We start from the raw sequence: 26,380 nt of genomic DNA, 5'->3' as shown, positions 1-26,380 counted from the left end.
CATTGGGTTTCAGGGCAGTTGCTTCAGGTTAGCGCTGCCCCTCATTGCCCTGCCGGGCATTTCTCCCCGTATAGTGACGGGGAGAAAGGTACCCTCGCGAAAGATTTCGCTAGTCGCCAGCGTTCTGGCCAGCCCCTTCTCCCCGTCACTATACGGGGAGAAGGTGCCGGCAGGCGGATGAGGGGCAGCGCCGACATCGATAAAATTATTTCACCGCTAATTCCAACGGAACTGTCAACGGCCGTCGGAATGCTTTGATCGACGCAAAACCTGCGCGTGAATTACTTCACTCGGTCGAGCTTTACTTCCCGCCACCCCGTCGCTCCGCCCGATCGAAAAAGCCAGCGACCTTGCCCGGCAGGCCGCCGGTTTCGAGAAACGGGGCATGCCCCTGGCCATGGGCGGTGATCGTCTCGATATCGGTATGGCGCGTCCGCATCTGCTCGAGCGTTTCGGCGGACATCAACTTCGAGTTGGCGCCGCGTATGACGAGCATCGGGATCGCCGTCAGCGCGTCGAACTGCGGCCAAAGATCGGGTAGCGGCGAGGAGAGGTCCAGGCCGGCCAGCGTGTCGACCAATCTCGAATCGAAATCGGGCAACAACCCTTCCTCGGTCTTGCGGTAAAGGGCTGACGCCATCCGCTCCCAATCCGCATCGGTCAGCGCCGAAAAATCCGCGCCATGGGTGCTGCGCAGGTCGCGGACCACCTCCGCGTACGTCTTCGGCCTTGGCGCGGGGTCGAGGTAGGAGCGGATATGGGCGAGACCTTGCGCCTCGACCACCGGGCCGATGTCGTTGAAGACCATGGCCTTCAGCATGGCCGGCCGCATCGCCCCAAGCACATGGATGATCAGTCCACCGCGCGAGGTGCCGATGAAGCCAGCCGCCTCAATGCCAAGTGCTGCCAGCCCGGCGAGAATGTCGCCCGCTTCGATGCCGACCGTGTAATGGCCGATGTCGGCATCGTAGGCGGACTGCCCGCGCCCGCGATAATCGAAGGCGACGACCTTGCGCTTCGTCTGCGCCGACAGAAAAAGCGCCAATTCGTGAAAATCACGGCAATTGCGGGTCAGGCCGGGCAGGCAAACGACTGGCCAATGGCCGGAATTCGTTTCGCCATAGATGCGGGCGTGCAGGGACAGCCCGTCCGGCGCGGCGTAGAAGAAATCGGAGAAACCCTGCTCGGTTGCCATGTGGACCGCTTCCTCGCACTCGCCGGATCGTTTCCGACTGCTACAGGCGATGGCAGAGACGGTCAAATCGAAGCGTCGACGCTGAGAATCTTCGAGACATCGGCAGGACAGAGGGCGGCGCGAAGGATCGCAGCCTGACTTGGCTTGAAGCCCGGTCGTCACCCCCGGCCGTTCACCAAGTCTCCGACAATATCGTACTTGCCGGAGATACGCATCTTGTAGACCTCGTAATTCTCCATCACGCGCTGGACGTAACTTCTTGTTTCCGTATAGGGAATCCGCTCGATCCAGTCGACGACGGCGTCGACGTCCTTGCTGCGCGGGTCGCCGTATTTCGCCACCCACTGGGCGGCGCGGGTTGGGCCGGCATTGTAGCCGGCGAAGGTCAGCACGTAGGAGCCGTCGAAACGGCCGAGCTGCTCGCCGAGAAAGGCGGCGCCCAGTGTTGCATTGTAGCCGGCATCGGTGGTCAGCCGGGCCTGCGAGAAAGTCATGCCGGCCTTCTTCGCCAATTGCTTGGCCGTGCCCGGCATTAGTTGCAGCAGTCCGCGCGCGCCGGCGCTGGAGACAGCCCCGATGTTGAACTCGCTTTCCTGGCGGGCAATCGCATAGGCCAGTGCCTTGCCCGAGCCGGAGATGTTGGCGGTGTCGGGAATGACGCCGAGCGGATGCGACAGCGCGCCGACATCGATGCCGCGGGCGCCGGCGATCTTGCCGACCTTGAGCGCCATGAAATGGTTGCCTTGTCTTTCCGCCAGCGCCGCAAGCAGCGCCAGTTCGCCGGGGCTGTTCAGCTGCCCGGCAAGATCGCGGTAGAGTGTTTCGGCATAGCGATCATAGCCGGCCTCCTGCAGCCGCTTGATGGCGCTGACCGCCTCGCGGGTGGCAAAATTCCGGCGGTCGGCAGCACTTGGCTGTGGGTAGACGATGTTGAGGGTCTGCCGGCCGACGCGCTCGCCGGCAAGCTGGCCGTAAAAGGTCGTGCCGTAGCTGGCGGCACGGCTGAAATAATCCTTGGCACTGCCGGGGCCGCCGACTTCGGCGGCGCGGCCGAGCCAATAATAGGCGCGCGACAGCGACATCGGCCCTTGGGCGAGCTCCGCGATTCGCGCAAAATGCTTGGCGGCGGTGCTCGGGTCGTTGAGGCCGCGCAGCGCATACCAGCCGGCATGGAATTCCGCCTCGGCGGCATTGGCGGGACTTTCGGCGGCATGCGCGGCGACTATTCTGTAGGCGGTCTTCATGTCGCCCTGGTCGACCACCTCGCGCGACAGCACCCGGCGCTCAACCCACCAGGCGTCGGGATCGACCAGAGCGTCACGGTTGCCCGGCGCCTTCAGCACCAGCGCGGCGGCGTCGGAAAATTTCTGTTGCTTGCGCAGATATTCGGCTTCGGCAAAGAGATAGCCGGCCGCCCGCTGCGCTGCCGGCACCGCCTTCAGCAGCTTGGCCGCGTTCTTGTCGCCTTTGGTGACTGCCGCCCAGGCATCGGCCAGTTGCTGCGCGCCGGCGAGACCGGCGACGCGCAGCGCCGAAGCGACCCGGTCGGCATAGAACATGCGCTCCATGCGGAAGCGATGGTCGGCGGCCGGGATCAGCGCGCCGAACTCGCGGATGACCGCCGCCTCGTCCCTGGCTTCGAGCTTTTCGGTGCGCCAGAATGGCGACAGCACCGAGCGCGCCGCCTTAGTATCGCCCTGCGCTACATAGGAGCGGGCTAGGATCACCACGCCCTCGAAGGTCAACGGCTGACTGCCGTCGAACGCCCGCACCACCACCTGCGGTGCTGGGTTCTCGCGGTAGAGCGCGCGCTCGCTGTTCTTGCGCAAGGCGATCGTGCCCGGCCAGTTCGGCAGCATTTTTGCCGCATCGGCGATGTCGCCGCTCGGCACCTGGTCGCCGCCATAGAGCGCAATCGCCCAGGCAAGGATGTGCCGATCGAGCGATTTTGTCGGCAGCGCCTCGCGCACCTGGCGCGCGCGCTGAATGTCGTTTGCCGCCAGCGCATCGAGACCGCTCTTCAGCGCCGCGACGCTGGCGGACGGCGACTGCTGCAGCGCATCGTTCTGCGGCTCGGTCATCGGAATCGCCGACGTGACCTGCACATCGACGCTGCTGCCGATCGCGGCGCCGGGAATCAGCACAACGATCGCGCCGAGAAGCGCGAAAAGATGAGGCCGCCTGGTCGGCATGGATTTGATCATCCCCGTTCTTCGACGCTACAACAGACACAGATGAACTGAAGCCTATTCGTCTGTGATGAAGGGCCCGTAAAGAAAACCTTGTCGAGGTCGTTCGAATTGCAATTGCCGGCGCAATGCTTGCCGCGCAACAATGTCGAGACTATGGTGCGCCGCTTCGCTTTCGGCTAGAAGGCGCGCACGACAAACACCTACAGCGCCGCGCGTCTTCTCAGTCGCGCAAAGGACGCTGTAGCAATTTAAATTTGGCTCATGATCCTTTCCGAAAATCGACTGCGATTTTCGGGGTCATGCGCTAGTCCCAAGGAGTTGGACGACATGCTGAGAGGCTCGCTGACCGCGCTCGTTACACCGTTCGAAAAGAGCGGCCGTTTCGACGAGAAAGCCTTTCGCGCGTTCATCGCCTGGCAGATCGCCGAAGGCACGACGGGCGTGGTCCCGGTCGGCACCACCGGCGAGTCGCCGACGCTGTCGCATGACGAGCACCGCCAGGTCGTCAAGGTCTGCATCGAGGTCGCCAAGGGCCGGGTTCCGGTCGTCGCCGGCGCCGGCTCCAACAACACCGAAGAGGCGATCGGTCTGGTCCAGTACGCCGAAAAGGCGGGCGCCGACGCGGCCCTTGTCGTCACGCCCTATTACAACAAGCCGACGCAGCGCGGCCTCTATGCGCATTTCGCCGCCGTCGCCAAGGCAACCAGCCTGCCGATCATCATCTACAACATTCCGCCCCGCTCGGTGATCGACATGAGCCCGGAGACGATGGGGCAATTGGTGCACGACTTCAAGAACATCGTCGGCGTCAAGGATGCCACCGGCAAGGTCGAGCGGGTTTCGGAGCAGCGCGCCACCTGCGGCAAGGATTTCATCCAGCTCTCCGGCGAAGACGCCTCGGCGCTCGGCTTCAACGCGCATGGCGGCGTCGGCTGCATCTCGGTGACGGCAAATGTCGCGCCCAGGCTTTGCGCTGAATTCCAGGAGGCAACGCTTTCCGGCGACAGCGCCAAGGCGCTCGACCTGCAGGACCGTCTGTTGCCGCTGCACAAGGCGATTTTCATGGAGCCCGGCGTTTCCGGCGCGAAATATGCGCTGTCGAAGCTGGGCAAGGTCGAGAACGTGCTGCGCTCGCCGCTAGTGACGGTCGAGCCGTCGACCGCCGAGAAGATCGACGCGGCGATGAAGCACGCCGGCTTGATAAACTAGGGATGAGGCGCCACCTCTCCGCATCATGAATCAAGTCAGAAAAGCCGATCCCAACAACAAGACCGTTGCGGAAAACCGTAAGGCGCGGTTTTCCTATGAGGTGCTCGACACGATCGAGGCCGGCCTGGTGCTGACCGGTACCGAAGTGAAATCGCTGCGCCAGGGCCAGGCCAACATCCAGGACAGCTACGCCTCGGTCGAGGGCGGCGAGATCTGGCTGATCAACTCCTATTTGCCGGAATACCTGCAGGCCAACCGCTTCAACCACGAGCCACGCCGCCGCCGCAAACTGCTGCTCAACAAGCGCGAGATGGCCAAGCTGGCGCAAAGCGTCGACCGCGAGGGCATGACGCTGGTGCCGCTGAAGATCTACTTCAACGACCAGGGTCGTGCCAAGCTGCTGCTCGCCGTTGGCCGCGGCAAGAAGCTGCACGACAAGCGCGAGACCGAAAAGCAGCGCGACTGGTCGCGCGAGAAGGGCCGGCTGCTGAAGGAGCGAGGGTGAGGAGCAGCCCGCGAAGCGGACGAAAAGCCAATGATTTGGCTTTTCGAGCGGCGAACGTCCGGAGCCATAGCGGCGGGCAGGGCGGACCAATAGCGATAGGTCTCTGTTGAAAAACCGGATCGTCTTGTGGGGCGCGGCCGGTCTGCTCACGGCGGGCCTCGTTCTGGCCGGCGGCTATACCTACTTCCAGACGTTTTCTCTGGACCGCGGCAAATATCCGGTCAGGGGCATCGACGTTTCCCATCATCAGCGGCAGATCGACTGGCGGCGTGTTGCCGCCGACGATGTCGCCTTCGCCGTGATCAAGGCAACTGAAGGCGGCGACCATGTCGACGATGCCTTCGCCGCCAATTTGCGTGCGGCCCGCGCCGCCGGCCTTGCCGTGGGTGCCTATCATTTCTTCACCTTCTGCAGGCCGGGTGCGGATCAGGCACGCAACTTCATCTCGGTGGTGCCGCGCGATCAGCCTTTGCTGCCGCCGGTGGTAGATATCGAGTTCGGCGGCAATTGCCCGCAACGGCCAACTCCCGAACAGCTGAGCGCCGAACTCTCCGCCTTCCTCGGCCCGGTCGAGGCAGCGTTCGGCAAGACGGCGATCCTCTATGTGACCGACGAGGCGGCGCAAGCCTATGCCAGGCAGCTGGCCGGCCGCCCGCGCTGGCTGCGTTCGCTGGCGCTGCGGCCGGGCCATGACGACTGGATCTACTGGCAGTATCACAACCGGGGCCGCGTCGACGGCATCAGCGGCGACGTCGATTTGAATGTTCTCCAGGGCGGACCGGCGACGCTGGCCGCGTTGTTTGCCGCAGCCCCTGAAGCGATGTCGTCGGATTGACGCTATTCCCGTCCACTAAAACACCCTCAATGGCCCGAAGACGGAACGACGAAGCCTTGACAAATACGGCTATTCGATAGCGTCTCAGTTTTGAGTTCAGCTTACGACCGTTTGCAGACTTCATCGGCGGAGATAGCTTGGCCGCATACTTTTGGATTAGCCAATGGCCGCAGCACCAAAAAAATCTTGGATAGTCGCAAGCGACGTAGCCGACCGGGACGGAATCGGCATCGAGCTTTGGATTGAAGGCGACCTCGTGTTGGAGATTTTCCGTGACGACACAAGGCGAACCCGAGAGGTAACCCTCTACCGGAAGGAGATTCCTTTGGAGTTAGTCGAGGAGGCCATTGCGAGGTTCAAAGGTGACATTCCAAGGGATTTTGTAGATTGATCAATCGCCGCCCGATTCATTGTTTCCCCTAAAAGTTGAACGTCACCGCCCCGCCTTTTACGCTTCCGCTAACTATTCAAATCGCAGGCGGCGCCGTGCTAAGTACACTTGATGCCGGAGCGCCCTTCATCAACCAATGACAGCAACGCCCCGCCTGCTGCGACGGACGGCGGCGACCCCCGCCTGGCATTTGTCTATGCGGAGGCGATGCGTGGCCTCCAGCACCAGCAGGGCGTGGTTGAAAGTCTCAATACGCGCGCCGGCAATCTGATCTTCGCAACCGCGTTCGCGAGTTCTCTCCTTGGAGGCAGGGCGCTCCTGGATGGCGTAGGGCCCTGGGACTGGCTGGCGCTGACATTGCTCTTTCTTATCGGACTGCTGGTCGCGATTATGGTGTGGCCATATTATGACTATACGTTCCGTTTCGATCCAGAGAAGCTGCTCCAGGACTTCGTCGATCAGCATCCTCCCGCAACCATGGACGGGATGCACCGAGCGCTTGCGCTGCGCATCAAATCCGACATGGCCAGCAATTGGCAGATCATCCAACGCCTGCGCGTTGCGCTGCAGCTTGCACTGTTTCTGTGGTTGCTGGATCTCCTGGCCTGGTTGTTCGCGATTGCCCGAATCTAGGGCCTGCCGGCGGGCCTCGTCCGACTCTATGTCTTCAGAAAAGCTTCTATCTGACTGAAGACGTTGACGAACATCGCTTCCGTCAACACGCCGGTATTGGTGTTGTAGCGCGAGCAATGATAGCTGGAAAACAGCGTGATGCCATTGGCCTGCTGCTGCCCACCATGCCGGAACGGAAAGGCGGCGACGCGCTGGCCGAGCGCCCGCACGGTCGACTGGTGCGCGATCGAGCCCAGCGCCAGCACAGCGCGCAGATTTGGAAACCGCGCAATCGTCGGTACCAGGAACGTCCGGCAGGTCGCTATCTCGGCGCCAACCGGCTTGTTATCCGGCGGCACGCAGCGCACCGCATTGGTAATCGCCGTTCCGACAAGCTCCAGCCCGTCATCTGGTCGCGCTTTGAATTCGCCGCGCGCAAAGCCGTGCGCGATCAGCGTGTTGTAGAGCAGGTCACCGGCAAAATCTCCGGTGAAGGGGCGCCCGGTCCGGTTTGCCCCGCGCAGGCCAGGCGCCAGCCCGACGATCAGCAGACGCACCGCATCCTCGCCTTCCGGCGGCAAAAAGGTCGGCACCGGCGCGTTGAACCAGGACGGCTCGCGCCGCCGCCACTCGGCGATGAAGTCGTGCAGCCGCGGGCAGAGCGGGCAATCGCGATCGGGTTCGGGCGAGACGACCAGGGGCGCGGTCAAGGCAACGACCGTCAATAGTCTTCCTCGTCGACTTCGGCTGGCTCGGGCCTGCGCATCGGCCGCTCCGACGGATCGCGGCCGACTTCATTCTTGAGCGTCATCAAGTCGATGAAATGGTCGGCCTGGCGGCGCAGATCGTCGGAGATCATCGGCGGCTGCGAAGCCATGGTCGAGACGATCGACACCTTGCGCCCGCGCCGCTGCAGCGCCTCGACCAGCGTACGGAAATCGCCGTCGCCCGAAAAGATGACATAATGGTCGACGACATCGGCAAGCTCCAGCGCATCGACGGTCAGCTCGATATCCATGTTGCCCTTGATCTTGCGCCGGCCGGTCGAGTCGGTGAATTCCTTGGCCGGTTTGGTTACCACCTTGAAGCCGTTATAGTCGAGCCAGTCGATCAGCGGCCGTATCGAGGAGTATTCCTGATCCTCGACCAGCGCGGTGTAGTAATAGGCGCGCAGCAGATAGCCGCGTTTCTGGAAGCTCGACAGAAGTTTGCGGTAGTCGATGTCAAAGCCCAGCGCGCGCGAGGTGGCGTAGAGATTGGCACCGTCGATAAAGAGAGCGATTTTTTCACGAGGATCGAACATGGAAAAATGTCCTTTTTCGAAATAAGCGGTCGTCTAAATGCGTGGCGACTATCGGCCGGTCTGATAATAGACCTGTTGGCCTTCATCGTTCGAGATAACGCCAGTTTTACGGCAATCCAAGCCACCATGCGGCACCGCAAGCAATTGTGATCGGCGCTGCGTCGTCGCAGGCGGCCCGCGTCAGAGCTGCGCGCCGCCATAAAAGCTTGTATTTTGGCGGCGTTCGGGTTATGGACCGCGCCTGTTTTCCATCAAATCCAGGCATGAAAGGGGCAACTCATGGCCCGCGTAACCGTTGAAGATTGCATCGACAAGGTCGACAACCGCTTCGAGCTGGTGCTCCTGGCCGGCCACCGCGCCCGTCAAATCAGCCAAGGCGCGCAGATCACCGTACCGCGCGACAACGACAAGAATCCGGTCGTTGCGCTCCGCGAAATCGCCGACGAGACGCTGTCGCCGGACGACCTCAAGGAAGATCTCATCCATTCGCTGCAGAAGCATGTCGAGGTCGACGAGCCGGAAGCCGACGGCGAGGCGATTGCCGACCAGACCGGCAGTGCCGTTGCGGCCACCGATGCCGACGACGTCGAGGACAACGTCACCTTCGATCGCATGACCGAAGAAGACCTGTTGGCCGGCATCGAAGGCCTGGTACCGCCGGAAAAAAGCGACGATTATTGATCTTAGCAATAACTGCCGACACTTTCGCGTCGGCAGTTTCGTGGCTATCTATGACATGCGCCGTACGCCAGTGCGGCGCATGATTCATTTCAGCATTGCGAGATCCCGCCCATGATGCGTCAGTATGAGCTTGTCGAGCGCGTCCAGCGCTACAAGCCTGACGTCAACGAGGCGCTGCTCAACAAGGCCTATGTCTACGCCATGCAGAAGCATGGCCACCAGAAACGCGCCTCCGGCGACCCCTATTTTTCGCATCCGCTCGAAGTCGCCGCCATCCTCACCGAAATGCACATGGACGAGGCGACGATCGCCGTTGCACTGCTGCACGACACGATCGAGGACACCACGGCGACCAGAGCCGAGATCGACGAATTGTTCGGCCCCGAAATGGGCAAGCTGGTCGAAGGCCTGACCAAGCTGAAGAAGCTCGATCTCGTCTCCAAGAAGGCCGAGCAGGCGGAGAACCTGCGCAAGCTGTTGCTGGCGATCTCGGAAGACGTGCGCGTGCTTCTGGTCAAGCTCGCCGACCGCCTGCACAATATGCGCACCCTCGACCATGTGCCGGAAGCCAAGCGCCTGCGCATTGCCGAAGAGACGATGGACATCTACGCGCCGCTGGCCGGCCGCATGGGCATGCAAGGCATGCGCGAGGAGCTGGAGGAGATCGCCTTCCGCTTCATCAATCCCGAAGCCTATCGCGCCGTCACCGCACGGCTCGCCGAAATCTTCGAGCGCAACAAGGGCGTGCTGTCCGAGATCGAGAAGGCGCTGTCCACGCTGTTCGACAAATATTCGATCAAGGCCGAGGTCAAAAGCCGGCAGAAGAAGCCGTGGTCGGTATTCCGCAAGATGGAAGCCAAGGCGCTGTCGTTCGAGCAGCTGTCCGACATTTTCGGCTTCCGCGTCGTTGTCGAGACGGTCGAGGACTGTTACCGCGCGCTCGGCGCCATCCACACCACCTGGTCGATGGTGCCCGGCCGCTTCAAGGATTACATCTCGACGCCGAAGCAGAACGACTACCGCTCGATCCACACCACCATCGTCGGCCCATCGCGCCAGCGCGTCGAATTGCAGATCCGCACCTACCAGATGAACAAGATCGCCGAATACGGCGTCGCCGCTCATTCGATCTATAAGGATACCGGCGGCAAGATGAATGGTGCCGCCCATGCGATCTCGAAGGAAACCAATGCCTATGCGTGGCTGCGGCGGACCATCGAGCAGCTTGCCGAAGGCGACAATCCCGAGGACTTCCTCGAAAACACCAAGCTGGAACTGTTCCAGGACCAGGTATTCTGCTTCACGCCGAAGGGCATGCTGATAGCGCTGCCGCGCGGCGCCACGCCGATCGACTTTGCCTATGCCGTCCACACCGATGTCGGCGACACTTGCGTCGGCGCCAAGGTCAATGGCCGCATCATGCCGCTGATGACGGAGCTGAAGAACGGTGACGAGGTCGAGATCATCCGCTCGAAGGCGCAGGTGCCGCCGGCGGCGTGGGAATCGGTGGTCGTTACCGGCAAGGCGCGCTCGGCCATCCGTCGCGCCACCAAGAACGCTATCCGCAAGCAATATTCGGGTCTCGGTATCCGAATTCTGGAGCGCGCCTTCGAACGGTCCGGCAAGATCTTTACCAAGGAAAATCTGAAGCCGGTGCTGCACCGGCTGGCGCGCAAGGATATCGAGGATGTGCTGGCCTCGGTCGGCCGTGGCGAACTTGCCTCCACCGATGTCATGAAGGCGGTATTTCCTGACTACAAGGACGAGCGCGTCACGCTGGTCGCGCCCAAGCAGCGCGAGGAGGGCTGGTCGAAGATCCGCAACGCCGCCGGCATGCTGTTCCAGATTCCGGGCCGCGCCGCACGCAAGGACAAGAATCAGCAGCGTGACGATGCGGTGCCGATCCGCGGCGTGCGCGGCGATCTGCCGGTGCGCTTCGCACCGGAGGGGGCGGTGCCTGGCGACCGCATCGTCGGCATCGTGCAGCCGGGAACCGGTATCACCATCTATCCGATCCAGTCGCCGGCGCTGCAGGCCTTCGACGACCAGCCAGAGCGCTGGATCGATGTGCGCTGGGATATTGACGAGCGCACCAAGGAGCGGTTCCCGGCGCGCGTCTCGGTCACCGCCATCAACGCACCGGGTTCGTTGGCCGACATTGCGCAGGTCGTCGCATCCAACGATGCCAACATCCACACTCTGTCGATGGTGCGCACCGCGCCCGATTTCACCGAAATGCTGATCGATCTCGAAGTGTGGGACCTCAAGCACTTGAACCGGCTGCTGTCGCAGCTAAAGGACAATTCGAGCGTCAGCGATGCGCGACGCGTGAATGGGTGAATAGTGAATAGTGAATAGTGAATAGTGAATAGTGAAAGAGGGTGCTCTCACTACCATTCACCATTCACCATTCACCATTCATCATGGGCATGGAGCGAACAATGAACACCGATGAAGTGCTGGGCATTTTCCGCGAGGCCGGCGCCGTTCTCGAAGGGCATTTCATCCTGACGTCGGGCCTGCGCAGCCCGGTCTTCCTGCAGAAGGCGCGCGTTTTCATGCATGCCGACAAGACCGAGCGCTTGTGCAAGGCGCTGGCCGAAAAGATCCGCGCTGGCGTGCCCGGCAGGATCGACTACGTCGTCGGCCCCGCGATCGGCGGGCTGATCCCGGCCTATGAGACCTCGCGGCATCTTGGTGTGCCGGCGATCTGGGTCGAGCGGGAAGGGGGCGAATTCAGGCTGCGTCGTTTCGAGATCGCCAAGGGATCGCGCGTTGTCATTGTCGAGGACATCGTCACCACTGGTCTGTCGATCCGCGAGACCATCGACTGCCTGCGCGGCCTTGGCGCCGAAGTCGCAGCCGCCGCGTGCATCATCGACCGCTCGGCCGGCAAGACCGATGTCGGCGTGCCGCTGATCGCGCTTGCGGAATATGAAGTTCCGGCCTATCCGGCCGACAGGCTGCCGCCCGAGCTCGCCGCCATACCGGCGATCAAGCCCGGCAGCCGCAACATCTAATGCATGTCGCCCAAAAGTGTGCGGCGGTTTTGGGACAACGACATGCATAAAAACAAGTCAAGAGGCGCTGCCGTGATTGCCGGCATCGATCATTTCGTGCTGACAGTTCGTTCGGTGGACGATACCTGCGCCTTCTATCAGCGCGTGCTTGGCTTCGAGCGCCTCGACGAGCCGGACCGACCAACGGCGCTGCTGTTTGGAACGCAAAAGATCAATGTGCATCAGGTCGGGCGTACCTTCGAGCCGAAGGCCAAGGCGCCGACGCCGGGCTCCGGAGATTTCTGCTTGATTGCCGCCCGTCCGCTCGCCGAGATATGTGCCAGCCTCGCCGTCAATGGCGTGGTGATAGAGGTCGGCCCGGTCGAGCGTGTCGGCGCTCGTGGCGCGATGATGTCGGTCTATTTCCGTGACCCGGATGGCAACCTCGTCGAGGTCAGCGAATATCGACCCTAAGCGGCGCTCCTTAAATTCGCCGCGATCATACCCTGTTCAGAACGGCGACACCCAGGGCTGGCGCGACCGGCCACCGAGCGGATGCCCTCGGCCTCGTTGTTCTTCGGCCAGCGCATCGCTATATCAAAGTCGTAGTTGCTTTTCGGCGACCGCAGAGCGCAGCATAGGGCTGTCGCGCCCCGGCTGGGAAAAGCCGGCGCGAAGCCATTAATGGAACTAGGAACAGGAACAGAGTGCTTTTTCGACGGCGCAAGCCTGATGGTTTTTTCGAGCGGGTGCGTACTTATTTGTGGCCGCGCCGCTCGTTCTCGCGCTCGCTGCGGTATTTCTCCAAGCGCATCCTGCGGCTTAGGGCCACGCCGCACGCCGTGGCCGCCGGTGTTGCGGCGGGCGTATTCGCGTCGTTTTTCCCGCTTGGCTTCCACTTCATCATTGCCGCCATCCTGTGCTGGCTGATCGCCGGCAATCTGGTCGCGGCAGCACTTGGCACGGTGTTCGGCAACCCCCTGACCTTTCCGCTGCTATGGGCCGCCTCCTGGGAGGTCGGCAAGCTGATCCTGCATGAACACCTGCCGGCGCATGGCCCGCCCGCCCATCTTGGCGACATGCTGCATAATCTTTCCTTTGCGCAGTTGTGGGGACCGGTGCTGAAGCCGATGACAATCGGCGCGATACCGCTCGGCCTGGTTTTCGGCCTGCTGTTTTACGGCATCACCCGCTGGGGCATGGTCACTTTCCACGAGCAGCGCCGCAAGCGTCTGGCCGAAAGAGCCGCAAAGGCTGGAAAAACCGGGCCGGAAGTTCCCGCCGAATGATTATCGGTATCGGCAGCGACCTCATCGACATCAGACGCATCGAGAAGTCGCTGGAACGTCATGGCCAGCGCTTCATCCAACGCATCTACACCGAGATCGAACAGGCGCGCTCCGAAAACCGTGCGGCGCGTGCGGCCTCCTACGCCAAGCGTTTCGCTGCCAAGGAAGCCTGCGCCAAGGCATTGGGCACCGGTATGGCGCAGGGTGTGTTCTGGCGTGACATGGGGGTCGTCAACCTGGCCAGCGGCAAGCCGACCATGGCGCTGACAAACGGGGCGGCAGCGCGGCTGGACGAAATCCTGCCTGAAGGGCACCGCGCCGTGATCCATCTCACCATCACCGATGATTTTCCGCTCGCTCAAGCCTTTGTGATCATTGAAGCGTTGCCGGTCGAAGAAGCGCCACATTGATTGCATCTGACCACCGGCATGACGTTGCCCAGCGCGCGCCGAGACTCTATACCATCCAACGCACAATCGAGGACGACATGAGCGTGGCTGAAAAAACCCAGAAGAAATCCGGCGGACTTGGCGAAACCGTCAGCGTCATCGTCCAGGCCCTGCTGCTTGCGCTGGTGATCCGCACGCTCCTGTTCCAGCCGTTCTCGATCCCGTCCGGGTCGATGCGGCCGACTTTGCTCGAAGGCGACTATCTCTTCGTCACCAAGTGGTCCTACGGCTTCTCCCGCTATTCACTGCCGTTCGGGCCGAACATCTTTTCGGGCCGCATCTGGGGCTCAGAGCCGAAGCGCGGCGACGTGGTGGTGTTCAAGTTTCCGCCGGATCCTTCCGTCGATTATATCAAGCGCGTCGTCGGCCTGCCGGGCGACAAGATCCAGGTCAAGGATGGCCAGCTCTTCATCAACGACGTGAGCGTGCCGCGCGTCAAGGTCGGGCAGATCGACAACCGCGACATCACCGAGGAGAACGGGCCGGTCGATGTCTATCGCGAGACGCTGCCGAACGGCGTCACCTACGACACGCTCGACCTGACGCAGGCCTCGATCGGCGACAATACCAAAGAGTTCAAGGTGCCGCCCGGTCACTATTTCATGATGGGCGACAATCGCGACAACTCGTCGGACAGCCGCTTCACGGTCGGCTTCGTGCCGGAGGAGAACTTGGTCGGCCGCGCCAATCTCATCTTCTTCTCGATCGGCGGCAGCGCCAGCCCGCTCGAAATCTGGAAATGGCCGTCGCAGATGCGCGCCTCGCGCCTGTTCCATTTCGTCAATTAGGGCCATGGCGGCGACGAAACGGCTGACCGCCGATGCGCTCGCCGATGCGCTCAAGGAGCGCACCGGCCACAGTTTTGGCGACCACCAGCGCCTGCAGCGGGCGCTGACCCATGCCAGCGCTCGCGGCAGTCATGCCGGCATCGACTACGAACGTTTCGAATTCCTGGGCGACCGCGTTCTCGGCCTTGTCGTTGCCGATATGCTACTGGCAGCATTTCCCGACGCCGCCGAGGGTGAGCTATCGCTGAGATTGAACGCGCTGGTCAACGCCGAGGCCCTGGCGGAGATCGCCGAGGAGATCGGCCTGCCGGAACTCGTTCGCGCCGGTTCGGACGTACGCGGCCTCGATGGGCGCAAGCGCGTCAATCTGCGCGCCGATGCATTGGAATCGCTGATCGCCGTGCTCTATCTCGACGGCGGGTTGGAAGCGGCCCGTGCGTTCATCCACAGATACTGGCAGCCGCGCTCGCAAGCCATTGACGCCGCCCGTCGCGATGCGAAAACCGAACTTCAGGAATGGGCGCATCAGGCGGCAGGCGCAGTGCCGGTTTACATAATCGACAGCCGCGAGGGACCGGACCACGATCCGCTGTTCACCGTCAGCGTCAAGGTCGGCGCCTATCCGCCGGCGACCGGCCGCGGGCGCTCCAAGCGCGAGGCGGAGCAGGCTGCAGCCGCGGCACTTCTGCAGCGGGAAGGCGTCTGGCTCAATCAAGGGAGTGCCGCATGAACGCCACCGAAGCTCCGGCAACAGAAGCTCCCGCTACCCGCTCCGGCTTCGTCGCGCTGATCGGCGCGCCCAATGCGGGGAAATCGACGCTGGTCAACCAATTGGTCGGCGCCAAGGTGTCGATCGTGACGCACAAGGTGCAGACCACGCGCGCTATCGTGCGCGGCATTGCCACCCACAACAACGCGCAGATCGTCTTCGTCGACACGCCGGGCATATTCAAGCCGAAGCGCCGGCTGGACACCGCCATGGTGACCACAGCCTGGGGCGGTGCCAAGGACGCCGATATCGTGCTGCTGTTGATCGATGCCGAGCGCGGCATCCGGGGCGATGCCGACACCATCCTCGAGCGGCTGAAGGATGTCCGGCAGCCGATGGTGTTGATCCTCAACAAGGTCGATCGGGTCAAGCACGAGACGCTGCTCGCATTGTCGGCGGCAGCCAACGAAAGGGTGCCGTTCAAGCGCACCTTCATGGTTTCGGCGCTGACCGGGTCCGGCTGCAAGGACCTGCTCGACTATCTCGCCGAGACCTTGCCGGCCGGCCCCTGGTACTATCCGGAAGACCAGATCTCCGACCTGCCGATGCGCCAACTCGCGGCCGAGATCACCCGCGAAAAGCTCTATCTCAGGCTGCATCAGGAACTGCCCTATTCCTCCCACATCGAGACCGAGAAATGGGAAGAGAAGAAGGACGGCTCGGTGCGCATCGACCAGACCATCTATGTCGAGCGCGACAGCCAGAAGAAGATCGTGCTCGGCCATAAGGGCGAGACGATCCGCGCCATCGGCCAGGCCGCGCGCATGGAAATCGCAGGCATACTCGAGCAGAAGGTGCACCTCTTCCTGTTCGTCAAGGTGCGCGAGAACTGGGGCGACGATCCCGAGCGCTACCGTGAAATGGGGCTCGAATTTCCGCATTGAGAGCCTGTTTGGGCGATCCGCCGAGCGGCCTGTTGGCCGCCTCAGGATTACCCAAGTGCCAGCGACACGCCGTCGGCAAGATGTTCTGCGTCAGAGGCGTTTTCGAACGGGATGCCCGTTCTTGCATAGTCGAGCGGCGAGAAATCGGAGCCGTCGGCGTTGATCAGCGCAGCCTGGCGCCTTGCCGCCTGCATGTCGCCGAACTGAGCGTAACAGGCGGCAAGCCGGGTGCGGATCCACGGCGTCGGTCGCGTCGCCAGCTCCAGCGCCTCGGCGGCAGTGCGGTATTCGCCCAGCATGTATAGCGCAAGCGCGCGATCGTACTGATACCAGTGAGGATGCAGCGGGTTGATGCGGATGGCGCGCGCCAGCCAGGCGAGCGCGTCGAGCGGCCGGCCGCGCATCGTCAACAGATGCCCCATTTGCTCGATACAGTCTGCGTCGCCCGGATTGAGCTCGAGCGCGATGCGTAAATGATGCTCGGCCGCCTCGTGGTCGCGCATATTGAGCCGCACCAGCGACTGGATGCGGTGTGCCGTTGCCTGGTCCGGCGACAATGCGATGCCCCGGTCGGCCAGGTCGCGGGCCTTCGTCAGAACGGCGTCGCTGATGGGTCCGAATTCGCTGTTAAGCACATGTGACAACGCCAGATAGGTGTAAGCAAGGCCATAGGCCGGGTCCCTGACGATCGCCGCCTCGAAAAACGCTGCCGCTTCTTTCAGTTCGCTTTGCGCTGGATCGCGCAGCAAGGCGACGCCGCGCAGCACCAGTTCGTGGGCGGCGAGGCTGGCTACCGGCTGCCGCGAGGCACGTTGCAGGCCGGCATTGTTCAACCGAACCACCAGCCGGCCGACGATCTTTTCGACGATCTCCTGCTGGATGGCGGACAGGCCGGCGTAGTCGGCCTGGTAGCGATCCCCCCAGAGCTGGGAAGCGCTGGCTGCGTCAACGAGATTGACCGCACAGACGATGCTGTCTGCCTGCCGCCGCACCGAGCCCTCGACGAGATAGTCGGCGCCGATGCGCGAGCGTACGACAGGCCATTCACTGGGCGAATATGAGGCAAACGAGAAGCTCGAATTGCGCGCCAGAACTGTCAGCGTGCCGAAGCGGGCGAGGCCGTTGATAATGTCTTCGGCAATACCGTCGACGATTGCTTCGTCGGCCGAATCGGCGCCGTCATTGCGAAACCTGAGCACCGCCACGATCGGCTGCGCGCCGGGGTCGGGCACCGGCTCGATTTCAGGGATCAGCATGTAGCCGCGCTTCGATACGGTCCGTATCGTTTCCTCGCCGAGCACCTTGCGGATCTCGCGAATCGACTGCGTCAGCGAATCCTCGGTGACGAAAACACCCGGCCAGACCGCATCCATCAATTCCGACTTCGGCACCACACGGCCGATGTGGCGGGCGAGATGCGTCAGCAATGCGTAGGCTTTCGGCCGCAGGAAGGCCGGCTGTTCGACCCGGCCGAGCGTGCCTTTGCCCAGATCGAGCGTGAAACCGCCGAACTGAAAAACCTGATCAGTGGCCGAAACCGCCATCGAAACGGCCCGCTCCCTGAAGCCGTGCCTGTATTGGCCTACGGCTGGAGGGCTGGGTCAAGGTCTACCGCCGCCGAAAAGCGGCGCTTTGGATTTGGGCGCCGCATATTAGACGACACCAGCGAGGGCGGGCTGCGTTGCCGACCTGCGTACGAAGCTCTCGGTGCCGTAGACGGCAACGATGGCGACCGCAGCCACCGCCCAGATCGCAACACCGATCCATTGCTGCTGCACATGGTCGGCGTCGATGAACACCTTGCCGAGGAAGCGTACGCTGTTCTGATGGGTGACATGCATCAGAATGGCGAGAAGCACACTGCCGGTGTTCTGATAGAGCCAGGTAAATACCACTGCCGCCAGCAGGACGTTGACTGTGCCGTAGACGCTGAGATCGCCGACCAGACCGAGCGGAAGATGCCAGATCGCCCAGATCGTGCCGAGGATCAGGCTTCCGGCCAGCGCCGAATGCTTGGCCAGCAGACGCGGTGTCGCAAAGCCGCGCCATCCCGGCTCTTCGCCAAGCGGGCCGCTGAAGACCGCATATAGAGCGATGATCGGCAGTATCTCAGTGACAGCAGGAATATTGCTCCAGGCCGGCGTCGCCGAGGCGAACAGCGGATTGACCAGGATCGAGGCAAGCTGTGTGCCGAATGGCAGGCCGAATGCCATCAGATACCACAACGGAGATACTCGCCACTTCACCATTGAAGCGAGAATGGCCTTGACCGAAGTCCAGCCTCCAGAAAGGGCTGCGACACCGAATCCGGACAGCATCGGGCCGAAGGTAAACCAGGGAATGCTATCGCCATTCGACAGGTAGAACGGGATGAAGGCAAACCAGGTCAGGGCAAGCGCCAACGAAAAGAAGGCAGCCAACTGATGCTGCCGAACCAGGAGCAGGAAAGAAGTCATGTCGGGCCTCTCACGGGCAGATGACAATGAGAGGTCGCCGGGCTGCCCGATCGGTCGACTTGCATCTTGAACAGCCGGCCGAATCGTTCCGGGAGGCCATGCGCCGACCACGTCGGTCGACCCGTTTCTTATTGGCACCGGCGCGACCCGAAATCCTGAGCGGGTTCTGAGAAATTTCCGATATTTCATGCAGAACCGGCCAGTTAGACCGGCTGGAGCACCTGCCGACACTGCGATCGTGCATGGTTCCCGTTCGTCGTCTCTCCGTCACACACCCTGCCTATAGGCTGTGCGAAAGACCCGCTTCCGAGCAAACCGGAACAGGCGGGCAAGCAGCCAGATTAGGACATGACCGGGACTTGGAATCGCATCGACCCCATCCGTCAGACCGAGTTTGCAAACGCCGTCGCTGTTGAGATCGAGCGCGTGCTGGCGCGGCAAGGCAAGGTGACGAACAGCGATGCGGTCGTCGCAGCGGGCAGGGTCGCCGGGGCCGTTGCCGCCGCCGTCGCCCTGCTTGCGCCGACCGACATCAGGGCGATCGACACCATGCAGGAAAGATTGCCCGGCATGGCGTCGCGGTTCGTGCGGATATTGGCGGCCGAAGCTGCGGAACGCAGTGCCCGGACGCGTCTGTCTGGCGCGCACGGAGGCCAAGAGACGGACGTCCAACCGGCTGGAAGCGGCGACCTCGACGCGATGCGGGTCGAGGACTGGGCCGGTCGGGTCGCCGGGTCGACATTCCTGCAGGAAAATCTCGGCATATCGCGCTCGACCCTGCATCGCTGGCAGCGGAGCGGTACGGTCGTTGCGTTGCGCACCGGTGGCCGCAAGCATGTATTTCCCCTGGCCCAGTTCATCGACGGCAGGCCGGCGCCGGGTATCAAGGAGGTGTCGTCCGCGATGCCCGATCCGCGGCGTGCCTGGTCGTGGCTGATCGGCCCCGCGCCCGGCCTTGCCGGACGTATTCCCATTGAAATGCTCAAACAGGATCTGGTGGCGGAAGTCGTTCTTGCCGCACAGAACGCAGCGATGGCGAAGTTGGCTTGATCTCGCTGCCAACGTTAGAAGTATATTCCAAAAAAGAACACGTAAAAGGAATGCGTTCGGATTCTGACCAATTTGTCGGCTAATGGCATGAGTATATTTTCGTACAATTGTGACAATGTCTCGCTTGTGCCAGGAGAAATGTGAAGAAAATATGAAGTGATATTTGTGCAACATGGATTTCTTCTGTTGTTCAGACATTGATTATTTTTGGAATCGTCATGGAGACTGGAATGCGGATGAGTATGTTCGCCGCCTGAAGAGGGGGTGCGGTGCGCGCCTTTTTCCACGTGGGTGAGGCGTTCAGCCGTTCAACCCATGAATCCAAAGCCATTTTTAACTTTGACTGGAGAGGTCAGAAAATGAATATCAAGAGCCTTCTTCTCGGCTCAGCCGCGGCATTCGTCGCGGTCTCCGGTGCGCGCGCCGCCGACGCCGTCGTCGTCGCCGAGCCGGAACCCGCTGAATACGTCAAAATTTGCGACGTCTACGGTGCCGGCTACTTCTACATCCCCGGCACCGAGACCTGCCTGCGCATCGGCGGCTATGTCCGCTATGACGCCAGCTTCGGCGACGGTGGCCGCGTTTTCGACGGCGCGACGACACACGACCTTATGGACGGTGACGAGCAGCAGACCTGGAACAAGAATGCCCGCTTCAATCTGAAGACGTGGACCGGCCAGGAAACCGAACTCGGCACGTTGAAGACGTACACCGAGACCCGTTTCAACTTCGGCAATACCAAACGCACCGTGAGCGGTGTTGCTTTCAGCGTGCAGGACAACAAGGCGGTTACCCTGAACTTCGCCTGGATCCAGCTTGGAGGTTTCCGCGTCGGTAAGGATGAAACTGTCTATGATTCGTTCATCGGCTACGCCGGCAGCGTCGTCCAGGACACTATCATTCCTTACGGTACCAAGGACACCAACCTGATCAGTTACTATTTCGACGGCGGTAATGGCTTTACGGCAGTCGCCTCGGTCGAAACGGGCTCCGGCGCTGACCAGTCGATCGACAGCTACGTTCCGTTTGTCGTCGGCGGCGTGAAATACAAGGGTGACTGGGGTGCGATCACCGCGGTCGGCGCCTATAACAGCACGTCGGAAGAATGGGCCGGCAAAGCTCGCCTCGACGTCAAGCCGATTACTGACCTGACCCTGTTCGTGATGGCGGGCTACGGTAGCGACGACAACGTCGCAAAGAACTTTTACAAACCGTGGACTGGCAACTTTGCCGTCTGGGGCGGCGGCAGCTATGCCGTCAACAAGAAGACCTCTTTGAACGCCCAGGTCTCCTATACCGACGACAAAGACTTCGCCGTTGCGGCCAACGTCGCCTACACCATCGTTCCTGGTTACACGATCACCGCCGAAGTCGATTATTACGACAATTTCGATGCCGACGATGCCGACGCAATCGGCGGCATCTTCCGCTTCCAGCGCTCGTTCTGATCAAACGACGATCTCGCAAAAACGGCCCGTGGCGATACGCTACGGGCCGTTTTGGTTTGGCGGCGGATAAGTCGCTCATCTTGATTTCGCCATCCAACCGGTGACAAGCTCTCGTCATGGAATGGCGCGACGAGGGAATCATTCTCGGCACCCGCAAGCATGGCGAAACCAGCGCCATTCTCGAGGTGATGACACGTGCGCATGGCCGCCATCTCGGTCTCGTGCGCGGCGGCCGTTCGCGCAAACAGCAGCCTGTCTTGCAGCCCGGCAATCGCGTCGACCTGTTGTGGCGGGCGCGGCTCGACGAGCATCTCGGCACCTTCCAGGTCGAGGCCATCGAGATGAACGCCGCCCGGCTGATGGACAGCGCCGTTGCCGTCTACGGCCTGCAGACGATGGCCGCGCATTTGCGTCTTCTGCCTGAGCGCGACGCCCATCGCGGTCTCTATGAGACGCTTGCGGTGATGATCGCTCATCTCGACGATGCCGATGCCGCCGGCGAGCTGGTGGCCCGCTTCGAGCTGCTGGTTCTCGACGAACTCGGTTTCGGCCTCGATCTCAGCCGGTGTGCGGCGACCGGCACCAGGCAGGACCTTGCCTATGTCTCGCCGAAATCCGGCCGCGCCGTGTCGCGGGCGGCGGGCGCGCCGTGGCGCGACAAGATGCTGGCGCTGCCTGCCTTCCTACAGCGCGGCTCCGGGCTGCGCGCCGATCCGGCGGCGATCGAGGACGCCTTCCGGCTGACCGGCTTCTTTTTGACCCGCCATGTCTACGAGCCGCGCGGCATCGAGCCTCCCGGCGCCCGTGCGGGGTTTCTCGCCGCCTTGCGCAGGCATCATTCGCCCGGCCATGAATCCGGCAAGGCAAGCGCCGGGGAAACCACCAGATGAGCAACGTTTCGCCGCTCGACCTTGGCACCATTCCGGGTGGGCGAGGCCTATGCGACGGCCGAGTTCAAAGTGAAAATTTGACGCGGCCGATCACACCAGGGACCGGCGAGGTGGTGTGCGAGGGCAAAGTGGTGCACAAGGGCCGCACGCTGGCGGTTTCGGAAGCGGCGCTGAAGGACGCCAATGGCAAGCTGCTGGCTTTCGGCACCGAAACATGCTCGATCTTTCCGGCTGCCAATCTGGCGGCACGTTGAATGGACCGGCCGTTTGGCCGCCGCATTTGAATGTCACTGAAGATTGAATGTCAGTGACAACTGGCTTGGTTTGGGGGAACCGCCATGTTTGAAAGCCTGATTGGCCTCGTCGCCATCATCGCGCTGTTCGTCATCATTTCACGCCAGCAGAGCCGCATCGGCCTGATCGAGCGCGAGCTTGGCGCCTTGCGCAGCCTTGTGCTTTCAGGCGCGCCTGTGCTGCCGTCGCAAGCCAAGGAACCGGCTGCAAACGACAGCAAACCGACGGATGCCGCAATCCCGCCGGCGGCCGCAGCCGATATGGCCGCATCGCCAGGGACCGCAGCGGTAGCATCAGCCACAGAGGCCGATGCCGATACAACGGCGCCGTCCGCACCGGGGCGGGCGCAACCGGCGGCAGCGGCGAAGGCCGCCCGCCAGTCCGACGTCGAAACGGCGCTCGGTACTCGCTGGGCAGTCTGGGTCGGCGGCATCGCGCTGGCGCTGGGCGGCCTGTTCCTCATCCGCTACACCATCGAGGCCGGCATATTCGGGCCACGCGTGCGGCTTGTCATGGCGGCGGCACTCGGGCTGGTGCTGGTCGCCGGCGGCGAGTTCATCCGGCGCACCGGCTTCAGGGTGCCGGTGCAAGGTGCCGCCGGTGCCTATATCCCGGCGATCCTGACGGCGGCCGGCGCCTTCATCCTGTTCGGTATCGTCTACGCCGCGTACAGCATTTACGGCTTCATCGGCCCGACGCTCGCTTTCACGCTACTCGGCGCCATCGGGGTGGCGACGATCGCGGCAAGCCTGGTCCACGGTCAGGCGCTGGCCGGCGTCGGCCTGCTCGGCGCCATGGTGACGCCGCTGCTGGTCGCCTCGCAGGCGCCCAATCCGTGGGCGCTGTTCGGCTATCTGGCGATCGTGCTCGCCGCCACTGGCGTCATCGCCCGCATCCGCGACTGGAGGCTTTTGATGGCGGCGGCTTTCGTCGCCACGGGCATCTGGACCATCTTCTACATGACCGACGCGCCGGGGGCGAAGCTTTCCGTCATCCTCTTTATCGACGTGGTGACACTGGCCGTGCTCGCCTTCGTCTGGCTCGGCCGTCGCGGCGAAGCGGTCGCCGGCAGCGGCTTCGATTGGCCGTCGATCGCGCCGGGCTTCTTCGTCGCTCTTTCAGCGCTGGCCCTGTTCGTCGATCCGGTCTTTGCCGCCGCCGGCGATGCCTTGCAGGGCGCAGCCCTTGTCGCAGCCCTGGTGGCGGTGGCGCTCTATCGGCCGCGGGCGCTGGCACTGCTGCACGCCGCCGGGCTGGCGACGGTGCTGGTCTATCTCGGCATCATTCCGCCGACCACGGTCGCCGTCGATTTTTCGGGCGGCGCTCTCGGTGTCGATGGCGTGCCGGTTGTGGCGTCCGATGCCTTGATGCTCAGGATCGGCATCGCGCTGGGCTTGGTCTTCATCGGCGCCGGCTTTTGGGCGGCGCGCCGTTTTGCGGCCCCTGGCTGGCTGCGCGCCGCCGCATGGGCGGCCTGGAGCGCTGTCGCGCCACTGGTCATCCTGCTGGCGCTCTGGTCTACCTTCGGCAATCTCGACCGTGACCTTGCTTATGCGGCGGTCGCAGCCGTTTTGGTCGGAGTCTTCGTCGCCGGCGGCGAGTGGATAGCGCGCGGCGAAGCGCCGCCGCTAACCGGCGGCGCTGCTGTCTCCCTCGCGCTCGGCGGGGCGGCGATTGCCGGTCTGCTGATGCTGCACATGGCCTTTGGTTCGGGCTGGACAACCATCCTGCTCGGAGCAGCCGCCGTCGTGCCGGCGCTGGCAACGCGCTGGCGTAGCTATCCGGTGCTTGGCTGGATTTCGGTTGGTGCGGTGATTGCAGTGCTCGGCCGCGTTGCCTTCGACCCGACCATCGTCGGTGCCGAGTTCCTGTCGAAGACGCCGGTGTTCAACTGGCTGCTGCTTGGATATGGCGTGCCGGCGCTCGCCTTCGGCTTTGCCGCCTGGCAACTCGCCCGCACCACCAATGGCCGGCCGCGCCTCGCCATGGAGGCCGGCGCCGCGCTGTTTTGCCTGCTCACCGTCGCCATGCTGGTGCGCCATGTCATGCATGGCGGCGTCATCGATACGGCTGCTGCGACGCTTGCCGAACAGGCGATCTACACGCTGATCGCCATCGGTGCCGGTGCCATCCTGGTCGCCATAGACATGCGATCGCCAAGTTCGGTGCTACGCTACGGCTCGATTGCAGCGGGCGTGGTCTCGGTCGCCTTCATCGTCCTCCAGCATTTTCTGGCGCTGAACCCGTTGCTGACGGATGAATCGACCGGCAGCATTCCGATGTTCAACCTTCTGTTCCTCGCCTACCTCTTGCCGGCGGTTGCGGCAGGCGCATTGGCACTCTATGCCCGTGACAAGCGGCCGCAATGGTATGCGGCGATGCTGGCGGTGGTGGCGGCGGTGCTCGCTTTTGCCTATGCCACGCTGTCGGTCAGGCGCCTATTCAAGGGCGAGTTCATCGGGCTGTGGAGCGGTCTCGGCCAGCTCGAGACCTATACTTATTCGGCACTATGGCTGGTCATCGGCGTGGTGCTGCTCACCGCTGGTGTCTGGCTGAAGTCGCAGGTGCTGCGCATAGCGTCGGCGGCGCTGATCTCGATCGCCGTGCTCAAAGTCTTCATCTTCGACATGTCGGAGCTGGAAGGCGTGTTGCGGGCGCTGTCCTTCATCGGCCTCGGCGCGGTGCTCATCGGCATCGGCTTGTTCTATCAGCGGCTGCTGACAAGGGCGGCGAAAGGGACGTAAGGGTCAAGTTGCATGAATATTCAAGATGGAATATATGAATATTCCAAAGGAGATATTCAGTTGCCTCTCTATATTCGCGACGACGAGGTGGATGCGCTGGCCGCAAAACTGCAGCGTGAGACCAACGCCCCGAGCAAGACGGAAGCAGTGCGGACCGCGCTTTTGCACGAGCTCGAGCGCAACCGCGCCCGCAAGCCCCTGCGCGACAGAATTGCGGCGCTACAGGCCAGGTATGCTGCGTTGGGGCCGTCCGATCCCAACTTCGACATGAAGGCGTTCACCGACGAGATGTGGGAAGACTGATGTTCGTCGATGCGTCGGTCATCGTCGCCATTCTCGCCAAGGAACCGGGTTGGGCGGAATTGCTCAAGCGAATCTCTGGTGCCGTCAGTCAGCTGCATATTTCCGCGCTTGTTCGGCTCGAGGCGACACTTGCCCTTGGACGCATAAACGCCGTTTCCAAAAAGCCGACGCCCGAATTGCTCGCCGCGGCGCGCGATCTGGTCGATTCGTTCATTGTCGAAATCAGCGCCCGCAATATGCCTATCGACGAGGACATCGGCGCGCGCGCCATCGACGCGAGTATCCGCTACGGCAAGGCGGTCGGTCATCCGGCCGATCTCAATTTCGGCGATTGCTTCGCCTATGCCTGCGCAAAGGCCCTAGATCTTCCGTTGCTCTACAAGGGCGACGATTTTCTTCAGACGGATCTGGCGTAACCGGCGTTTTGACAATCGGATGCAAGCCGGGAATAAACCTGCCACTGGCAGCGTTATTCAGTTGCTTGGGTGACCGGGGCGGCGGACCGCTTCGCGCTGGCCGCTTGCGCCGCGCTGCAAAGGCGCGTTCAATCACCACGGACAGGGGCCCCAGAACCAGCGGTCATGGACGAAAAGAAGGCAGCAATCCTTGGAGAAATACCGCGTCTGCGCCGCTATGCACGCTCGCTGTTGCGCGACCGCGATTCCGCCGACGATCTCGTCCAGGATTGTCTCGAGCGGGCACTTGTGCGGCTCGACAATTGGCAGACAGGAGAAAGCCCCAGGAGGTGGCTGTTTACGATCATGCACCATTTGTTCATCGACCAGATGCGCAAGGTGAACCGGCGCGGCGAGGCGGCGATGCTGCCGCTCGAGGCAAGCGAGGCGCAGGCAGCACCCGCCGAGCAGGTCGAGAGCATCGCTTCGCGCGAGATCGTCGACGCGCTGCAGGCGATCAGCCCGGACCGGCGCGCGGCGCTTGTGATGGTCGCCATCGAAGGGTTTTCCTATGCCGAAGCCGCCAACATCCTTGGAGTTCCCGCCGGCACCTTAATGTCGCGCATCGCGCGCGGGCGTGAGGAACTGCGCGCGCTGCTGGATGATACCGCGCGCCGCCGCTCGATAAGGATCGTCTAG

General features: G+C 62.6%; 28 protein-coding genes. 22 read left to right on the top strand and 6 right to left on the bottom strand.

What is annotated here, in order from left to right:
• Window positions 1-301 precede the first annotated feature (301 nt).
• Window positions 302-1,195: an alpha/beta fold hydrolase gene (locus RQ479_RS10595; RefSeq protein WP_376705028.1), complete on the bottom strand. Its 894-nt coding sequence runs from the start codon at window positions 1,193-1,195 to the stop codon at window positions 302-304.
• A gap of 158 nt (window positions 1,196-1,353) precedes the next feature.
• The gene (locus RQ479_RS10590; RefSeq protein ID WP_376705903.1) at window positions 1,354-3,387 is read right to left on the bottom strand and encodes a lytic transglycosylase domain-containing protein; all 2,034 of its coding nucleotides are present in this window, start codon (window positions 3,385-3,387) and stop codon (window positions 1,354-1,356) included.
• Window positions 3,388-3,714: 327 nt separating this feature from the next.
• Between RQ479_RS10590 and dapA the strand changes: the two genes are divergently transcribed.
• From dapA to RQ479_RS10565, 5 genes are all read left to right on the top strand, one after another.
• The gene (gene dapA, locus RQ479_RS10585; protein WP_376705027.1) at window positions 3,715-4,596 is read left to right on the top strand and encodes a 4-hydroxy-tetrahydrodipicolinate synthase; all 882 of its coding nucleotides are present in this window, start codon (window positions 3,715-3,717) and stop codon (window positions 4,594-4,596) included.
• 25 nt (window positions 4,597-4,621) lie between these two features.
• On the top strand, window positions 4,622-5,101 hold the full coding sequence (smpB, locus tag RQ479_RS10580) for an SsrA-binding protein SmpB (RefSeq protein WP_023768487.1): 480 nt from the start codon (window positions 4,622-4,624) through the stop codon (window positions 5,099-5,101).
• A 106-nt stretch (window positions 5,102-5,207) separates the two neighbouring features.
• A complete protein-coding gene (locus tag RQ479_RS10575; RefSeq protein ID WP_376705026.1) occupies window positions 5,208-5,936 on the top strand; it encodes a GH25 family lysozyme in 729 nt (242 codons plus the stop codon).
• A gap of 163 nt (window positions 5,937-6,099) precedes the next feature.
• Complete coding sequence (locus tag RQ479_RS10570; protein WP_352862677.1) at window positions 6,100-6,327, top strand: hypothetical protein; 228 nt, start codon at window positions 6,100-6,102, stop codon at window positions 6,325-6,327.
• 111 nt (window positions 6,328-6,438) lie between these two features.
• Window positions 6,439-6,960: a hypothetical protein gene (locus tag RQ479_RS10565; RefSeq protein ID WP_376705025.1), complete on the top strand. Its 522-nt coding sequence runs from the start codon at window positions 6,439-6,441 to the stop codon at window positions 6,958-6,960.
• Window positions 6,961-6,986: 26 nt separating this feature from the next.
• On the opposite strand, the gene RQ479_RS10560 is transcribed toward RQ479_RS10565, so the two are convergent.
• Both RQ479_RS10560 and RQ479_RS10555 read right to left on the bottom strand, forming a co-directional pair.
• The gene (locus RQ479_RS10560; protein WP_376705024.1) at window positions 6,987-7,664 is read right to left on the bottom strand and encodes a uracil-DNA glycosylase; all 678 of its coding nucleotides are present in this window, start codon (window positions 7,662-7,664) and stop codon (window positions 6,987-6,989) included.
• Window positions 7,661-8,242 carry an NYN domain-containing protein gene (locus RQ479_RS10555; RefSeq protein ID WP_376705023.1) on the bottom strand — a complete coding sequence of 194 codons (582 nt, stop codon included), beginning with the start codon at window positions 8,240-8,242 and terminating at the stop codon, window positions 7,661-7,663. The genes RQ479_RS10560 and RQ479_RS10555 overlap by 4 nt, the downstream gene beginning before the upstream one ends.
• Before the next feature lie 279 nt (window positions 8,243-8,521).
• On the opposite strand from RQ479_RS10555, the gene rpoZ reads away from it, so the two are divergent.
• The 9 genes from rpoZ (at window position 8,522) to era (ending at window position 16,101) form a co-directional block, all read left to right on the top strand.
• Complete coding sequence (gene rpoZ, locus RQ479_RS10550; RefSeq protein WP_292657901.1) at window positions 8,522-8,923, top strand: DNA-directed RNA polymerase subunit omega; 402 nt, start codon at window positions 8,522-8,524, stop codon at window positions 8,921-8,923.
• A gap of 111 nt (window positions 8,924-9,034) precedes the next feature.
• On the top strand, window positions 9,035-11,263 hold the full coding sequence (locus tag RQ479_RS10545; protein ID WP_376705022.1) for a RelA/SpoT family protein: 2,229 nt from the start codon (window positions 9,035-9,037) through the stop codon (window positions 11,261-11,263).
• A gap of 101 nt (window positions 11,264-11,364) precedes the next feature.
• Window positions 11,365-11,943, top strand: a complete 579-nt coding sequence (gene pyrE, locus RQ479_RS10540; RefSeq protein WP_352717464.1) for an orotate phosphoribosyltransferase — start codon at window positions 11,365-11,367, stop codon at window positions 11,941-11,943.
• Window positions 11,944-11,985: 42 nt separating this feature from the next.
• Window positions 11,986-12,396 (top strand): VOC family protein, encoded by a 411-nt coding sequence (locus RQ479_RS10535; protein WP_376705021.1) that lies wholly within the window; start codon window positions 11,986-11,988, stop codon window positions 12,394-12,396.
• A 233-nt stretch (window positions 12,397-12,629) separates the two neighbouring features.
• Entirely contained in the window at window positions 12,630-13,211 is a 582-nt protein-coding gene (locus tag RQ479_RS10530) for a DUF2062 domain-containing protein (RefSeq protein WP_023677769.1), read from the top strand.
• The gene (gene acpS, locus RQ479_RS10525; RefSeq protein WP_352467214.1) at window positions 13,208-13,621 is read left to right on the top strand and encodes a holo-ACP synthase; all 414 of its coding nucleotides are present in this window, start codon (window positions 13,208-13,210) and stop codon (window positions 13,619-13,621) included. Before RQ479_RS10530 ends, acpS begins: the two co-directional genes overlap by 4 nt.
• 77 nt (window positions 13,622-13,698) lie before the next feature.
• Entirely contained in the window at window positions 13,699-14,448 is a 750-nt protein-coding gene (gene lepB / locus RQ479_RS10520; protein ID WP_352467213.1) for a signal peptidase I, read from the top strand.
• Between the two features lie 4 nt (window positions 14,449-14,452).
• The gene (rnc, locus tag RQ479_RS10515; RefSeq protein ID WP_376705020.1) at window positions 14,453-15,178 is read left to right on the top strand and encodes a ribonuclease III; all 726 of its coding nucleotides are present in this window, start codon (window positions 14,453-14,455) and stop codon (window positions 15,176-15,178) included.
• A complete protein-coding gene (gene era, locus RQ479_RS10510; protein WP_376705019.1) occupies window positions 15,175-16,101 on the top strand; it encodes a GTPase Era in 927 nt (308 codons plus the stop codon). The genes rnc and era overlap by 4 nt, the downstream gene beginning before the upstream one ends.
• Window positions 16,102-16,148: 47 nt before the next feature.
• Here era and RQ479_RS10505 read toward each other — a convergent pair whose 3' ends face one another.
• Together RQ479_RS10505 and RQ479_RS10500 are read right to left on the bottom strand one after the other, a co-directional pair.
• Window positions 16,149-17,645, bottom strand: coding sequence for a winged helix-turn-helix domain-containing protein (locus RQ479_RS10505; protein WP_352467210.1), 1,497 nt, complete (start codon window positions 17,643-17,645; stop codon window positions 16,149-16,151).
• 108 nt (window positions 17,646-17,753) lie between these two features.
• Window positions 17,754-18,557, bottom strand: a complete 804-nt coding sequence (locus RQ479_RS10500; RefSeq protein WP_376705018.1) for a CPBP family intramembrane glutamic endopeptidase — start codon at window positions 18,555-18,557, stop codon at window positions 17,754-17,756.
• Between the two features lie 348 nt (window positions 18,558-18,905).
• Between RQ479_RS10500 and RQ479_RS10495 the strand changes: the two genes are divergently transcribed.
• The 8 genes from RQ479_RS10495 (at window position 18,906) to RQ479_RS10460 (ending at window position 26,380) form a co-directional block, all read left to right on the top strand.
• The gene (locus tag RQ479_RS10495) at window positions 18,906-19,607 is read left to right on the top strand and encodes a hypothetical protein (protein WP_376705017.1); all 702 of its coding nucleotides are present in this window, start codon (window positions 18,906-18,908) and stop codon (window positions 19,605-19,607) included.
• A 359-nt stretch (window positions 19,608-19,966) separates the two neighbouring features.
• Complete coding sequence (locus RQ479_RS10490) at window positions 19,967-21,055, top strand: porin (RefSeq protein ID WP_376705902.1); 1,089 nt, start codon at window positions 19,967-19,969, stop codon at window positions 21,053-21,055.
• A gap of 116 nt (window positions 21,056-21,171) precedes the next feature.
• Window positions 21,172-21,945: a DNA repair protein RecO gene (gene recO, locus RQ479_RS10485; RefSeq protein ID WP_376705016.1), complete on the top strand. Its 774-nt coding sequence runs from the start codon at window positions 21,172-21,174 to the stop codon at window positions 21,943-21,945.
• The gene (locus RQ479_RS10480; RefSeq protein WP_376705015.1) at window positions 21,942-22,199 is read left to right on the top strand and encodes a PaaI family thioesterase; all 258 of its coding nucleotides are present in this window, start codon (window positions 21,942-21,944) and stop codon (window positions 22,197-22,199) included. Before recO ends, RQ479_RS10480 begins: the two co-directional genes overlap by 4 nt.
• Window positions 22,200-22,283: 84 nt before the next feature.
• Window positions 22,284-24,983, top strand: coding sequence for a DUF2339 domain-containing protein (locus RQ479_RS10475; RefSeq protein WP_376705014.1), 2,700 nt, complete (start codon window positions 22,284-22,286; stop codon window positions 24,981-24,983).
• Between the two features lie 60 nt (window positions 24,984-25,043).
• On the top strand, window positions 25,044-25,286 hold the full coding sequence (locus RQ479_RS10470; protein ID WP_352467245.1) for a type II toxin-antitoxin system VapB family antitoxin: 243 nt from the start codon (window positions 25,044-25,046) through the stop codon (window positions 25,284-25,286).
• Window positions 25,283-25,702: a type II toxin-antitoxin system VapC family toxin gene (locus tag RQ479_RS10465; protein ID WP_376705901.1), complete on the top strand. Its 420-nt coding sequence runs from the start codon at window positions 25,283-25,285 to the stop codon at window positions 25,700-25,702. Before RQ479_RS10470 ends, RQ479_RS10465 begins: the two co-directional genes overlap by 4 nt.
• A 165-nt stretch (window positions 25,703-25,867) precedes the next feature.
• Window positions 25,868-26,380 carry a sigma-70 family RNA polymerase sigma factor gene (locus RQ479_RS10460; RefSeq protein ID WP_292657948.1) on the top strand — a complete coding sequence of 171 codons (513 nt, stop codon included), beginning with the start codon at window positions 25,868-25,870 and terminating at the stop codon, window positions 26,378-26,380.

The sequence above is a fragment of the Mesorhizobium sp. ISC25 genome (assembly GCF_042295465.1).
In the GTDB taxonomy this organism is placed as follows: domain Bacteria; phylum Pseudomonadota; class Alphaproteobacteria; order Rhizobiales; family Rhizobiaceae; genus Mesorhizobium.
This window is presented reverse-complemented; position numbering and strand designations above follow the sequence as displayed.